Source organism: Nocardia sp. NPDC055165, assembly GCF_053606985.1.
The window spans coordinates 14,528-27,998 of record NZ_JBSGSS010000027.1 but is presented as its reverse complement, the minus strand read 5'-3'; the positions used below and the strand labels follow the sequence as shown (position 1 = coordinate 27,998).

General features: G+C 66.9%; 13 protein-coding genes. 9 read left to right on the top strand and 4 right to left on the bottom strand.

The genetic code is table 11. From position 1 onward, the window contains the following. Positions 1-107 precede the first annotated feature (107 nt). Complete coding sequence (locus tag ACWFRF_RS33455) at positions 108-1,730, bottom strand: purine-cytosine permease family protein (RefSeq protein WP_378996784.1); 1,623 nt, start codon at positions 1,728-1,730, stop codon at positions 108-110. 193 nt (positions 1,731-1,923) lie between these two features. On the opposite strand from ACWFRF_RS33455, the gene ACWFRF_RS33450 reads away from it, so the two are divergent. Next, positions 1,924-3,153, top strand: a complete 1,230-nt coding sequence (locus tag ACWFRF_RS33450; protein WP_452454117.1) for an acyl-CoA dehydrogenase family protein — start codon at positions 1,924-1,926, stop codon at positions 3,151-3,153. A 43-nt stretch (positions 3,154-3,196) separates the two neighbouring features. Here the strand turns inward: ACWFRF_RS33450 and ACWFRF_RS33445 are convergent, their stop codons facing one another. Next, positions 3,197-4,051, bottom strand: coding sequence for an alpha/beta fold hydrolase (locus ACWFRF_RS33445; RefSeq protein WP_378996779.1), 855 nt, complete (start codon positions 4,049-4,051; stop codon positions 3,197-3,199). A 67-nt stretch (positions 4,052-4,118) separates the two neighbouring features. Here ACWFRF_RS33445 and ACWFRF_RS33440 point away from each other — a divergent pair, with 67 nt between their 5' ends. From ACWFRF_RS33440 to ACWFRF_RS33420, 5 genes are all read left to right on the top strand, one after another. Then, complete coding sequence (locus tag ACWFRF_RS33440) at positions 4,119-4,898, top strand: exodeoxyribonuclease III (protein ID WP_378996777.1); 780 nt, start codon at positions 4,119-4,121, stop codon at positions 4,896-4,898. After that, positions 4,895-5,389, top strand: coding sequence for a ribonuclease domain-containing protein (locus tag ACWFRF_RS33435; protein WP_387448766.1), 495 nt, complete (start codon positions 4,895-4,897; stop codon positions 5,387-5,389). Before ACWFRF_RS33440 ends, ACWFRF_RS33435 begins: the two co-directional genes overlap by 4 nt. Then, positions 5,389-5,868 carry a barstar family protein gene (locus tag ACWFRF_RS33430; RefSeq protein WP_452454114.1) on the top strand — a complete coding sequence of 160 codons (480 nt, stop codon included), beginning with the start codon at positions 5,389-5,391 and terminating at the stop codon, positions 5,866-5,868. Before ACWFRF_RS33435 ends, ACWFRF_RS33430 begins: the two co-directional genes overlap by 1 nt. Positions 5,869-5,967: 99 nt before the next feature. Next, on the top strand, positions 5,968-7,830 hold the full coding sequence (locus tag ACWFRF_RS33425) for a vWA domain-containing protein (protein ID WP_452454112.1): 1,863 nt from the start codon (positions 5,968-5,970) through the stop codon (positions 7,828-7,830). A gap of 116 nt (positions 7,831-7,946) precedes the next feature. Beyond that, on the top strand, positions 7,947-8,321 hold the full coding sequence (locus ACWFRF_RS33420) for a hypothetical protein (RefSeq protein ID WP_387448758.1): 375 nt from the start codon (positions 7,947-7,949) through the stop codon (positions 8,319-8,321). Positions 8,322-8,330: 9 nt separating this feature from the next. Here the strand turns inward: ACWFRF_RS33420 and ACWFRF_RS33415 are convergent, their stop codons facing one another. Next, on the bottom strand, positions 8,331-8,963 hold the full coding sequence (locus ACWFRF_RS33415) for a TetR/AcrR family transcriptional regulator (RefSeq protein WP_379220430.1): 633 nt from the start codon (positions 8,961-8,963) through the stop codon (positions 8,331-8,333). Between the two features lie 103 nt (positions 8,964-9,066). Here ACWFRF_RS33415 and ACWFRF_RS33410 point away from each other — a divergent pair, with 103 nt between their 5' ends. The 3 genes from ACWFRF_RS33410 to yhjD are packed head-to-tail and all read left to right on the top strand — an operon-like array spanning position 9,067 to position 12,129. After that, the gene (locus ACWFRF_RS33410) at positions 9,067-10,011 is read left to right on the top strand and encodes an oxygenase MpaB family protein (protein WP_452454110.1); all 945 of its coding nucleotides are present in this window, start codon (positions 9,067-9,069) and stop codon (positions 10,009-10,011) included. Between the two features lie 22 nt (positions 10,012-10,033). Beyond that, positions 10,034-11,065, top strand: a complete 1,032-nt coding sequence (gene trpS / locus ACWFRF_RS33405) for a tryptophan--tRNA ligase (protein WP_452454108.1) — start codon at positions 10,034-10,036, stop codon at positions 11,063-11,065. A 41-nt stretch (positions 11,066-11,106) separates the two neighbouring features. After that, the gene (yhjD, locus tag ACWFRF_RS33400; RefSeq protein WP_378996760.1) at positions 11,107-12,129 is read left to right on the top strand and encodes an inner membrane protein YhjD; all 1,023 of its coding nucleotides are present in this window, start codon (positions 11,107-11,109) and stop codon (positions 12,127-12,129) included. Positions 12,130-12,145: 16 nt separating this feature from the next. Here yhjD and ACWFRF_RS33395 read toward each other — a convergent pair whose 3' ends face one another. After that, positions 12,146-13,441 (bottom strand): D-alanyl-D-alanine carboxypeptidase family protein, encoded by a 1,296-nt coding sequence (locus ACWFRF_RS33395; RefSeq protein ID WP_452454106.1) that lies wholly within the window; start codon positions 13,439-13,441, stop codon positions 12,146-12,148. Between the last annotated feature and the right edge of the window lie 30 nt (positions 13,442-13,471).

The window sequence follows — 13,471 nt, the reverse complement described above, 5'->3', positions numbered from 1 at the left end:
CCCGCTTTGTTTCTGGGGTGTTGGTTTGGCCCACTTCCCACAACCCAACGGTGCCTGATCGACGGGACCGAAGGGGCCGCGAACTCGAGCGCGCCAGCGCTCCAAAATTACTGCCTGGGGAGCAGGTGCTTGCCGTCCTTGTCCGTGGACAGCGCCAGCGAGCTGATGTACTGGATCTCGCCTTCGGGACCCGGCACCGCCGAGGCGATCATGTCCGGACGCTCGAAGTCCATGCCGGTGACGTGGCAGGTGAGCAGGTCGCCCGAGGGATTGCCGTGTTCGTCGAACATCGGCGCCTCGATACCGTCGTCGGCGCGTCGCAGGTAGTACTTGCCCTTGGTGGCGATCGCGGTGAGCGGAGTCGCGATGAAGGCGACCAGCACCGCGACCAGCGGCGAATACGGCTTCAGCAGTTCACCGAACAGGCCGAAGAAGGTCATGATCGACAGCACCGCCGACAGCCCGAAGCCGACCAGACCCACCGGGTTGAAGTCGTATAGCATGCCGCGCCGGAACTCCGGCACCTTCGGCGAGATCTTCAGCAGGTACTTGTTCACCGCGATATCGGTGGCCACGGTGACGATCCAGGCGATGCCGCAGTTGGCGTAGAAGCCGAGGATGTTGTTGAGGAAGTCGAACATGTTCGCTTCCATCAGCACCAGCGCCACACCGAGGTTGACCACCAGGAACACCAGGCGGCCCGGGTAGGTCTTGGTGACGCGGGTGTAGGAGTTGGTCCAGGCCAGCGAGCCCGAGTAGGCGTTGGTCACGTTGATCTTGACCTGGCTGATGACCACCAGCACTACGGCCAGCGTCATGGCCAGCCACCCCGGCACCATGTCCTTGTAGATCTCCAGGAACTGGTGCACCGGCTGGTTGGCGATGCCCTGCGCGGCGGGCAGGTTCGCGATGAGGTACACCGCGAGGAACAGGCCGACGACCTGCTTGGCCGCACCGAACAGCACCCAGCCGGGACCGGCGAGCAGCATCCAGCCCCACCACTTGGCCCGGTTCTCCGGCGTGCGCGGCGGCATGAAGCGCAGGTAGTCGATCTGCTCGGCGATCTGGGCGATCAGCGACAGGCACACACCGGCGGCCAGCAGCGCCCCCGAAACGCTCACACCCTCACCGTTCTCGCCGCCGTAGGCGAAGAACGAACCCACCGAATCGGGGTGGCGCACCAGCAGGAAGCCGAACGGCGCCACCATCAGCAGCAGCCACAGGGGCGTGGTCCACACCTGGAGTTTGGCCAGGGTGTTCATCCCGTAGATGACCAGCGGAAAGATGATGATCGTGGAGGCGAGATAGCCGAGCCACAACGGAATTCCGAGGCCTAATAACAGGCCCTGCGCCATGATCGAACCTTCGAGCGCGAAGAAGATGAAAGTGAACGACGCGAACACGATATTGGTGATCACGGAGCCGTAGTAGCCGAATCCGCTGCCGCGCGTGATCAGGTCGAGATCGATGTTGTAGCGCGCCGCGTAATAGGCGAGCGGAAATCCGGTGAGCATCACGACCACGGCGAAGATACCGATGCCGATCAGGGCGTTTCCGGTGCCGTGGGCGATGCCGATATTCGCGCCGATCGCGAAATCGGCGAGGTAGGCGATGCCGCCGAGTGCGGAGATGCCGACGACGGCGGGGCTCCATTTGCGGTAGCTCCGCGGGGCGAAACGCAGCGTGTAGTCCTCGAGTGTTTCTTTGGCGGCAGTATCTGCTCCGGCCATTTCCCTCTCTCCTTCATCCGCTGCCGCACGTAACCGGCGACTCACAGACGGTCCTGCATAGATGTAGACGCGAATTTTCCGATCCGTTACGCCGCTGTTACGCAGCCCGATGGTGACCGGGGTCACCGAAACGGCTCCACAAAAACAAGCACGCGTGTATGTTTTTGGGCGGAGCGAGCGTCAGGAGACGACAGTGTTCGAATGGTCCGAGACCGATCTGATGATCCGCGACGCCGTGCGGGCGTTCATCGACAAGGAGGTCCGGCCGAACCTCGACGCCCTCGACAGCGGTGAGATGCTGCCGTATCCCCTCCTGCGCAAGCTGTTCAGTCAGTTCGGGATCGATGCTATGGGTGAGGACGCCGTCGCGAAGATGCTCGCCAAGGAAGCGGCGGGTCCGAGCGAAGGTGGCAAGAAAGCGGGCAGCCCGTTCGGCGATCAGCAGTCGATGATGGCGGTGCTGATCAGCGAATTGTCCGGTGTCTGTATGGGTCTGGTGTCCGCCCTCGGGGTGAGCATCGGGCTGGGCGCCACCACCATCATGTCGCGGGGCACCCTCGCGCAGAAACAGCGCTGGCTGGCCGACATCGTCACCCTGCGCAAGGTGGCGTCGTGGGCGATCACCGAACCCGATTCCGGCTCGGATGCGTTCGGCGGCATGAAGACTCGCGTGGAACGCGACGGCGAGGACTACATCCTCAACGGCCAGAAGACCTTCATCACCAACGGCCCGTGCGCCGACGTGATGATCGTCTACGCCAAGCTCGACGAGGGTGACGGCGTCGGCAAACGCGACCGCAAGGTGCTCACGTTCGTGCTCGACACGGGCATGGAAGGCCTCACCCAGGGCAAGCCGTTCAAGAAGATGGGCCTGCACTCCTCACCCACCGGCGAGTTGTTCTTCGACAATGTCCGGCTCGGCAAGGATCGGTTGCTCGGCGAAACCGAGGAACACCAGGGCGGCGACGGAAGAGAAAGCGCCAGAGCCAGTTTCACCGCCGAGCGGATCGGCGTCGGGTTCATGGCGCTGGGCGTGATCGACGAATGCCACCGGCTCTGTGTCGATTACGCGCGCAACCGCACGCTGTGGGGGCAGGAGATCGGGCGCTTCCAGCTGATCCAGCTCAAGCTGGCCAAGATGGAAGTGGCGCGAATCAACGTGCAGAACATGGTGTTCAACGTGCTCGAGCGCGCTCGCGCGGGCAAGCCGCCGAGCCTGGCCGAGGCCTCGGCGATGAAGCTGTACTGCTCAGAGGCCGCCACCGAGGTGGCGATGGAGGCGGTGCAGTTGTTCGGCGGCAACGGCTATATGAGCGAATACCGGGTCGAGCAGCTGGCCCGTGACGCGAAGTCGCTGATGATCTACGCGGGCAGCAACGAGATCCAGGTGACCCACATCGCCAAGGGACTGCTCGGGAAGTGAACCGGCCCCGGCCGCGAACAGTGTTGTCGCGGCCGGGATCTCATCACACGGCGCGCAGGTGTCCGCGGCTGGCGTAGATGTGCTCGGCGATCAGCGTGGCGATCCGGTCCGGCGCCTCCAGCATCGGCACATGCCCCACCCCGTGCACCAGGATCCGATCCGCCGACTCGGGCAGTTCGCGCAGGTAGCGGGTGGCGTACACGCTGTTGGGGATGATCCGGTCGTATTCGGCGAGCAGCATCCGCACCGGGGTGCTCAGCTCGCCCAGGTCGTCCATGCCCGGCGCGCGCAGGCTGCCGAGGATGAGCGGGATCATCGCCTCGCAATGCAGGACGGCGGTGAGCAGGGTCGCGAGATCACGGCGCGCGACAGCGCCGGTGTGCTTGGCGACCAGCAATGCGGCCACCTGCTGCACGAGCGCGTTGTTGATCGCCGCACCACCGAGGCGTTTGCCGATCTCGATGAAGGGGATCATCGACGCGAACTTGACGCCGATCCTGACCTGGCTCAGCGAAGGCGATGCCCAGCCACCCGCCGCGGCGATGGTGGTGAGTGTGCGAGCCCGGCCGCGTCGGGCCAGCTCGAGTCCCACCCAGCCGCCGAGCGAATTGCCCGCGATATGACAGGTGCGCCAGCCCAGCTCGTCGAGTTGATCTTCGATCTGATCGGCCAGGGCGTACACATCCAGCGCCCATCCTTCGACCTTCGGGCCACCCCAGTGCCCGGCGAACGCGGGCGCGTACACCTCGCAATGTGCCGACATCCGCTGCGCGACCTGCTCCCAGCAGTGCGGCGACAGCAGGAATCCGTGCAGCAACAAGACCGGGTCGCCGGACCCGATGTGCAACGCCGCGACGGGCGTGGGGCGGGCGGTGGACTTGGCGGTGCGTGACGTCATCGTCATCACCCCTTCCTGGACGACGGTGTCCGGGGGAGCATCCCTGCCTGCATTGTACGGTCGTACGGTGCCGATAATCCTCTCGACTGTGAACGTTAACGGGGTCCGTGCCGCTTCGACCAAGGGCATGACAGCCTGGTTGGCGGCGACCGAAGCCGACATCGTCTGCCTGCAGGAGACCAGGGCAACCGATGCGCAGACCGCGGCGGCGCTGGCCCCCGCGCTCGACGCGGGTTGGGTCCTCTCCCACGCCGAGCCCGAATCCAAGGGCCGCGCGGGCGTGGGGATCCTGTCGCGGCGCGCCCCCGATGCCGTGCGCATCGGGTTCGGCAGCACCGAGTTCGCGGCGTCGGGCCGCTATATCGAAGCCGACTTCGGTGACGTCACCGTGGCGAGCGTCTACGTGCACTCGGGGGAGGAGAACACCCCCAAACAAGACGAGAAGTACCGGTTCATGGCCGAGCTCGGCGCGTACCTGAAATCGCGCACCGGCGAGTTCGTGGTGAGCGGCGACTGGAACATCGCCCCCGCCGAGGTCGACCTGAAGAACTGGAAGGGCAATCAGAAGTCGGCGGGCTTCCTGCCCGAGGAGCGCGCCTGGATCGCCGAACTGCTCGCCGCGGGCTACGTCGACGTGGTGCGCGCCCTGCATCCCGGCGTCGCGGGCCCCTACAGCTGGTGGTCCTACCGCGGCCGCGCCTTCGACAACGACTCCGGCTGGCGCATCGATTACCAGCTGGCTCTCGGTGAGCTGACCGGGCGCGCCAAGCAGGCCGTCGTCGAACGGGCCGACGCCTACGACCAGCGCTGGTCCGACCACGCGCCCGTTACTGTTCAGTATCGATGACACTCTCACGCAAGACTCTCAGCCTGCTCGGTGGACTTGTCCTCGTCCTGGCGGCCATCGGCCTCACCGTGTTCGGCGGTCGCGGTAGCGACAGCACCACCGTCACGTCGACCACGCGTGCCGTCGCCGGCATCACCACCACCGCGTCCGCGCCGAAACCTGGCCCGCCCGCCGGGAATTCGTCGGCCTCACCGGTCACCAAGACCGCGGGTGTGCCCGACCGCGCCTATGTCACCCTCGTCGAGATCGACGCGGGGCGTTGGCCCGGCTCGGCGAACGCGCAGGGCACCAAGGGCGGCGAGCAGTTCATGAACCGGGGAACCAAACTGCCGCCCAAGGATTCGGCGGGCAAAGCGGTGAAATACCAGGAGTGGGATGTGAATCCCAAGCAGCCCAATCGCGGTCGCGACGCCGAACGCATCGTCACCGGCAGCGACGGTTCGGCCTGGTACACCGGCGACCACTACGAAACCTTCACGAGGATGCGCTGATGACTCCGCGAATGACGCTGTCGCAGTTCCTTGCTCGCCCCATCCCCGAAGCACCGGCTGCGACCGCGCCGCCGGTGCTCGGTGCGCTGCCGGTGGACGCCAACCAGTTCAGCGGCGTCCGCTACGACGCCCCCGCCGACTACCGCGTGCGCGAACTGCGGGGAACCAAGATGCGCACCACGGCAGAGCTGTTCGACGAGTTCGCCGCCGCCTTCCAGTTCCCGTACTACTTCGGCGCCAACAAGGACGCCTTCGACGAATGCCTGCGCGACCTCGACGATTTCGTGGGCGACGCCCCGGGCTATGTCGCGGTGATCCGCACCGCCGACGACCTGCTCGCCGCCGAACCCACCGAACGTGCCTGGTTCGACTCCGCCATCCGTGATTGCGCCGCGTATTGGGCGCGCCGCGAGGTCGCGTTTCGTGTCGTCTTGCAGGGCGACCCGGAGAAATTCGACGCGGTTTCGCTGACAGACTGACGTCCAGCACGCATCCGTAAGGTTCCTTATGCGCGGTTTGTCCGGCTATGGTCGGTCCCTGGTGCGTCGAGATCCGGCGGATCGGGACGGAGCTCTGCCGTGCGTTTCGCGAAGGTGATCGGTCTGGCGACGGCGGGAGCGATCGGCCTGCTCCCGCTCGCGGTTCCCGCGTTCGCCGCGCCGACGCAGACCCAGTACGCACCGACCATGCTGGTGCTCGATGCCTCGGGTTCGATGCTGGCGGCCGATCCGGGCGGCGGCACCAAGATGGACGCGGCGAGGACAGCCGTACGCGGTTTCGTGACGACCGCGCCCGCCACGGCGAAAGTCGGACTGTCGGTCTACGGCACCGGCACTGGATCCACCGACGCGGAAAAGCCCGCGGGATGCCGTGACGTCTCGGTGCTCGTACCGGCCGACACCATCGACAAACCCGCGCTGACATCAACCGTCGACAGGATCACCCCCAGCGGTTTCACCCCGATCGGCGCCGCACTGCGCACCGCCGCGGGCGCCCTGCCTACCGAGGGCCCGCGCTCGATCGTGCTGGTCTCCGACGGCCTCGACACCTGTGCACCGCCCGACCCGTGCGAAGTAGCCCGTGAACTCAGTGCCGACGGCGCCTCGATCGTCGTGCACACCATCGGTTTCGGGGTCGATGATGCCTCGCGCGCCCAGCTCATCTGCATCGCCGACACCACCGGCGGCACCTATACCGACGCCGCCGACGGCAAGGCGCTCGAGCGGGTGTTGCCCCGGGTGAGCACTGCGGCACTGCGCGACTACACCGCGGCGGGCACCCCCGTCGAAGGCGCTGCCGGATACCAGGACGCACCGGCGGTAGTGCCAGGGCAGTACCTCGACACCATCGGGCAGAAGAAGCCCCGCTACTACGCGGTGGACGTCCCCGAGGGGGCGACCGCGTACTTCAGCGGGACCGTCTCCTTCCCCCGTGGTGAGAACGCGGTGAGCTCGAACAACAGTCTGCGCCTGCGGGTCGCCGGCGTCGAGGGCCAGGACTGCAACGCCTCCGAACAGGAGAACGCCGTCCGATCCACCGATGGCGTCGCGCTCACGGTCAGCTCGCAATGGACCGGCGCGACCGATGCGAAAGACGGCACCGCGCGCACCGACAAGTGCAAGGGCGGCGGCCGGTACTACTTCAGTGTGGAATGGTCGGGTGTCGCCGACAACGCGCCGGCGACGCTGCCACTGGAACTGAATGTCACCGTCGAACCGGGCGTCACCGACGGCGGCCGCCCGGCGGAACCCGAACCGGCGTCGTTCACCGCGCCGAGCGGTCCGGTCGTACCGTTGGCCGGTGGCGGCTCGTTCAACGTGGCAACGGCCCTCGACGGCTCCGGCGTCTACGGCGACACCGTGCAGCGCGGCGAATTCGTCTTCTACAAGGTGAAACTCGACTGGGGTCAGGGCTTGGCCTATCGAGTGCGTTTCCTCGAGACCCCGGGCCGTGGCCTCGACAACGTCTCGGTCGTCACCACCACGCTGTACACGCCGTACCGTAAGGAGGCCGCCGACGAATTCGCCAGCTACAACGGTGCGCCCGACATTCTGCCCTCGAACAAGCAGGCTTTGGCCATCCCCGAGGTTCGCTATCGCAACCGCGAATCCTCGGACCGGGAAGTGTCGGAGAACGCGCTCGCCGGGTGGTACTACATCGCGGTGAAAGTCAGTCCGACACAGAATGATCCGGGTGTCGTTCGTCCCGTGCCGGTCGAGCTGGATGTCGTGGTGACCGGAACGCCGGAGGCGGGCCCCACGTATCGGGCTGTGCCCGGGTCCACCGATAGCTCGATCGAGAACGTGCCCGACACCGCGCAGGCTGCCGACGACGACAACTCCACGGCACTGCTCGGTACCGGCATCGCCGTCATCGCGTTCGCCCTCACCATCGGCGGTGTCATCGCGATCACCGTGCTGCGCAGACGAACTCGTCGATAGCGCAGTGCTCCGCCGGATGTTCTGATGCCACTGCAATTGACGGCTGTCATTGCCTGATCAGTCCGTTTAGCGTCTTCGCGGAGCGGCCATCCAGGGTTGCCTGTGAGGAGAACTTGATGAAGCGAGTACTGGCCGGCGTGGGTATCTTCGCCGCTGTCATGGTGGCGTCGGCTGGAATGGCAACGGCCGATAGCGGTCTCGCACCCCAGCGGTCGGATGTCGAGCTGGTCGCCGAGGCGTCCCCGGGATCGAGCGACCTGGTCGGCAACCTGCTGCGCGCGCTGTCGAGCGGTTCCGCTGCGGAATGTGACGGCGTCATGCTCGATGTGTGCGTGCCCCTTCCGTCCCAGCCTGCGAACGGTGCGCAGATCGCGGACAGCGGTTCCGGTGCTGGCTCGGTGCAAAACGTGGACATTCAGTTCTGGCGCCTGATCGGCTGGCTGAGCAACGGGTCGTCGGAGCCGTGCACCGGCGCGTGCTTCCCGCTGTAGCGGGATCGTTCAGCGGTAGCGACCGGCGAGGTCGTCGCCGAGCAGGACGAAAACGTCGGTGATCTGGTCGATCAGTTCCTCGCGGGTGAGATCGAGGTCGCCCGCGAGCCAGGTCGTGAGGGTCTGGGTCAGGCCGCCGACCAGGTAGATCGCCCGGAAGTCGACCAGGTTCTGTGGGACGTCGCCGCCGTAGAAGCCGGTGCCCTCGGCGGCGACCAGCCGGGCGAACGCCCGCACCGTCCTGGCGGTACGGGCGCGAAGCTCCGGGGTGGCCATTCCGGCGATCAGCGCGGCCCTGGCCTTGCGCGGGTCGTCGGTGAGCACCGAGATGCCCGCGTCGATCGCGGCATGGGCCTGAACGCGGCTGTCGGCGGGCGCGGTGGCCAGCGCGGTGGCGATCGCCGCGGTGAGTTCGTCGGCGATGCGGTCGAGCAGGGCTTCCAGGACGTCGTCGCGCTTGTCGAAACTCTCGTAGTAGTACCGCTCGTTCAGGCCCGCGCGCGCACAGAGGCCGGCGACGGTGAGTTTGGCATCGGCGGCGACCAGGTCGAGCGCCGCGTCCAGCAGCGCGGTCCGCCGCTGGGATTGCCGCTCCTGCGCCGAAACGCCACCGTATGTCCGTTGTGCTGCCACAGCGTCCATTGTGCGTGCTGCCGTCCTCTCGCGGTGTTTTGGTAGAGACTCTTGCCAGAATATCAATTCTGGGGGATTCTATTGCCAGATGCACTCGACGAGGAGGCGCAACATGGCCACACGGCAGGGCGAACCCGGATATTTCGCCGACGATTCGATGATCCGGCGGGTGATGAGCAAGCGTGCGGTCGGTCTCACCTACGGCGTGCGAGCGCTGGTGATCGGCGCGGTGCATCCGCTGCTGTTCGTCGGCACCAGTGAACACACCGCGCATCGGGAAACCCCGTACACCCGCTTGGCCATCACCGGCGCCCTGTTCGAAGCGGTGTTCCTCGGCAGCTTGGCCGAGGCCGATCGCGCGCTGGCCTTCACCCGGCGCAAGCACGACGCGGTGGTCGGCACCCTGCCCGAAGACGCGGGCGCCCACCATCCGGCAGGCACCGCCTACGCGGCCCACGATCCGCACCTGATGTTCATGACCATGGCCTTCACCTTCGATTCGGCCGAGGTGATGTACGACCGCCTCGTCCGCGAACTCACGGCCACCGAGCGCGAAGACCTCTACCAGGACTATGTCCGCTGGGGTGAACTGTTCGGCATGCCGCGCGACGCCGCACCCGCCGACTACCCGGCCTTCCGTCGCTACTTCGACAGCTATCTGAACTCGACCGAACTGTTCCTCACCGACGAGGCCGAACTGGTCGGCTCCTATCTCGCGGGCCACCGCAAGGCGTACCGGCTGCGCCCACCGGCCGAACAGGTCGGGACCGCGCTGTATCTGCTGGTCCAGGGCAGTCTTCCGCCGAGGATCCGGCAGATGTACGGCATCGACTGGGGGATCTCCGACGAACTGGCGCACCGCGCGCTGTGCCGCAGCATCCGCACCGCTCATGTCGTCCCGCCGCTGGCGCCCCGGGTACTGGCGGGCACGCTCGCCGGGCCGAGCGCCCCGTCCTATCAGCTGCTCGCCCGTCGCGAACAGCGCATGGTCAAGACGGGCCACCCGAGCATGCCCGGTGTCGATCCACGCAACTGGGTGCAGCGAAATTCCGCTTGAGCGGCATGGAAAGATTCGGGGTATGTCCAGTCCTGCCCCGGCCGAGACGGCCGAACGTAAGCAGCGGGTGCTGTCGGGCATCCAGCCCACCAGCGACTCCTTCCACCTCGGCAACTACCTGGGTGCGCTGCAGTACTGGGTGACGATGCAGGACGAGTACGACGCGCTGTACTTCATTCCGGATATGCACGCGATCACCGTCAGCCAGGATCCCAAGGCGCTGCGGGCGCGCACCAAGTCCGCCGCCGCCCAGCTGCTCGCGCTCGGCATCGACCCCGCCAAGTCCACACTGTTCGTGCAGAGTCAGGTTCCCGAGCACGCCGAGCTGTCCTGGGTGCTGAGCTGTATCACCGGTTTCGGTGAAGCGGGCCGGATGACCCAGTTCAAGGACAAGTCGGTCAAGCAGGGCGCCGAGAACGCGACCGTCGGCCTGTTCACCTACCCGGTGCTGATGGCCGCCGACATCCTGCTCTACCGCCCGCACCAGGTGCCGGTCGGCGAGGACCAGCGACAGCACCTCGAGTTGACCCGGAACCTGGCCCAGCGCTTCAACACTCGTTACAAGAAGACCTTCGTCGTGCCGGAACCGCACATCGTCAAGGGCACCGCGAAGATCTTCGATCTGCAGGACCCGACCTCGAAGATGAGCAAGTCGGCCTCCAGCGACGCCGGGCTGATCAACCTGCTCGACGACCCGAAGATCACCGTCAAGCGGGTGCGTTCGGCGGTCACCGACACCGGGCGCGAGATCCGCTACGACCCGGAGAACAAGGCGGGCGTGAGCAACCTGCTGGTGATCCTGAGCTCGCTGCGTGAAACCCCGATCGTCGACCTCGAGGTGAATTTCGAGGGTAAGGGCTACGGTGATCTCAAGGCCGAGGTGGCCGACGCGCTGGTCGAATTCGTGACGCCCGTGCAGAAGAAGGTCCAGGAATACCTGTCCGATCAGGCGGAACTGGACCGGATTCTGGCCGCGGGCGCCGAGCGGGCGCGTGAGATCGCAGGCAACACACTCGCTCAGGTGTACGACCGGGTTGGCTTCCTCGCTCGCTGACCCGTTGCGCACCTGAGGTTTTCGCTGAAGGGGCGCGTGTCATGCAGTTGATCGAGAACATCTCGGCGGCCATCGAGAAGCAGATCGGGCGCAGGCCCTGGCTGGATCATCTGGTCAGGGCCGGTGGGCGGTTCCAGAGCCAGCGTGGTGACTTCTTCGCTGCCGGCATCACGTATTTCACTGTGCTGTCGCTGTTTCCGCTGCTGATGGTGGCGTTCTCGGTGGCCGGTTTCATTCTGGCCGGGCACCCGGACCTGCTGAGCGAGTTGCAGGACAAGGTCGTCGAGAAGATTCCCAGTTCCTTCGGCACTCAGATCAACGACCTCATCGAACAGGCGATCAATTCCCGCGGCACGGTCGGCGTCATCGGCTTGCTGGTCGGGCTCTACACCGGGCTCGGCTGGATCGCCAACCTGCGGGCCGCGCTCACCGAGCAGTGGGCCAGTCACAGCCCCGAGAAGCCGTGGTGGCTGGCCAAACTGTCGGATATCGGCGCGTTGACCGGTCTCGGCCTGGCCTTCGTGGTGTCGCTCGGTTTGTCGGCGGTCTCGGCGAGCGGGGTGGGCAAGGGGGTGCTCGAGCTGCTGGGGGCGGATCATCTGCCCGGGGCGGGTCTGGTGCTGCGGCTGGTTTCGATCGCGCTCGGACTGCTCGCGTCGTGGGCGGTGTTCGCGTGGATGATCGCGCGGCTGCCGCGCGAGCCGGTGTCGTTGCGCAGCGCTGCGCGGGCGGCGGTGCTGGCGGCGGTGGCCTTCGAGATCTTCAAGATCATCGCCGCGATCTATCTGCGGGCGGTGCTGTCCAGTCCGGTGGGGGCGACGTTCGGGTCGATCATCGGCCTGATGGTCTTCAGCTATATGTCCTATCGGATCCTGCTGTTCGCGACGGCGTGGGCGGCGACGTCGTCGGACAACGAACGTGCCGCGACGGTCGCGCCGCCGGACGCGGTGGTCATCCGGCCGCGGGTGGTCGAGCACGGGATGTCGACCGGGAGCGGCGCCGCCTACTTCGGGGCGGGGGCGGTGGCGGCACTGGCCCTGATGCTGGTGGGCAAGCGGCGGTAGCGCCCGGCCGTCGGTGTCAGCGCCTGCGTCGGAAGGCCCTGCGCGCCCAGAGCAGCAGTACGAGCACCAGCACGGGCCCGCCGATCAAGGTGGCGATGCGGGCGCCCTGATGTGCCGGTTGGACCGGGTCGGCTCGGGTGCCGTCGGCGCGCGGCGGCGGCGACGCCAGGGGAACGCTGGGTTGCACTGCCTCGCTGCCTGATTCGGGTAGCTTGCCGATCCTGGCTTGGGTGTCGAGGGCGAAACCGTAGTCCAGCAGTCGCGCGGCCTGCTCCCAGGGCCGGATCGGGCGCACGTCGGCCTTGAGCAGGGTGACGACCAGTCGGTGCCCGTCGCGTTCGGCGGCGGCGACGAAGGTCTGACGGGCGTCGTCGGTGAAACCGGTCTTGCCGCCGATCGCGCCCGCGTAGTTGTAGAGCAGCTGGTTGTCGTTGGCGATCGGGAAGCCGGGGTGGTCCTTGTCGTCGGGAATCTTGGGGTCGGCGGGGAACCCGGGGAAGTCGACCTGCTCGGTGTGGATCAGTTCGGCGAACAGGGGGATGTTCATCGCCTCGCGGAACAGCACCGACAGGTCGTAGGCCGAGGTGCTCATGCCGGGCCCGTCGAGGCCGGACGGCGTCGCCGCGCGAGTGTCCAACGCGCGCAACGACTTCGCCACCTCGTTCATCTTCGCCACGGCGGCCTTGTCGCCGCCGAGCTGGGTGGCGATGGCGTGGGCGGCGTCGTTGCCCGAGCACATGATCAGGGCCTGCATGAGCTGGCGGTTGGTGTAGCGGCCACCGGGGCCGATGCCGACCCTGGTGCCGTCGACATCGGCGTCGGCCTGGGTGCCGACCACGACCTTGTCCAGATCCAGGCTGCGCAGCGCGACGATGGCCAGGGCGACCTTGATGGTGCTGGCGGGGCGGTAGCGGCCGTGCGGATCCTTGGCGGCGAGTACGCGACCGGTGTCGAGGTCGGAGACCATCCACGCGGTCGCCGAGATCTCGGCGGGCACCGGGGGTGCGCCGTCGGGCACGATCACGCCGCAATCGCCCATCCGCTGACCGCCGACGGCGGGGGAGGGGACGGGGAGCTGGGTCGGTGTCGGCTCGCCGGGCGCAGGCACCTCCGAGGTGTCGATCGGTGCGGGCGGCTGCGTCTTCTGTGGGCAGTCGTCGGTGTTCGGCGTGGTGAACGGGGGTGTGGTGGTGGTACTCGAGCCGCCGTCGGTGGCGGGAACGGCGAAGGCGGGAGCGCCTGCGAGTGCGGTGACGGTGACGGCAGCACCGAGAAGGCATGCGGCGCGCCGGCCGACTTCACGAATCCTCATCGCCTCGCAGCCTAGTAGTCGCTGCTGTGG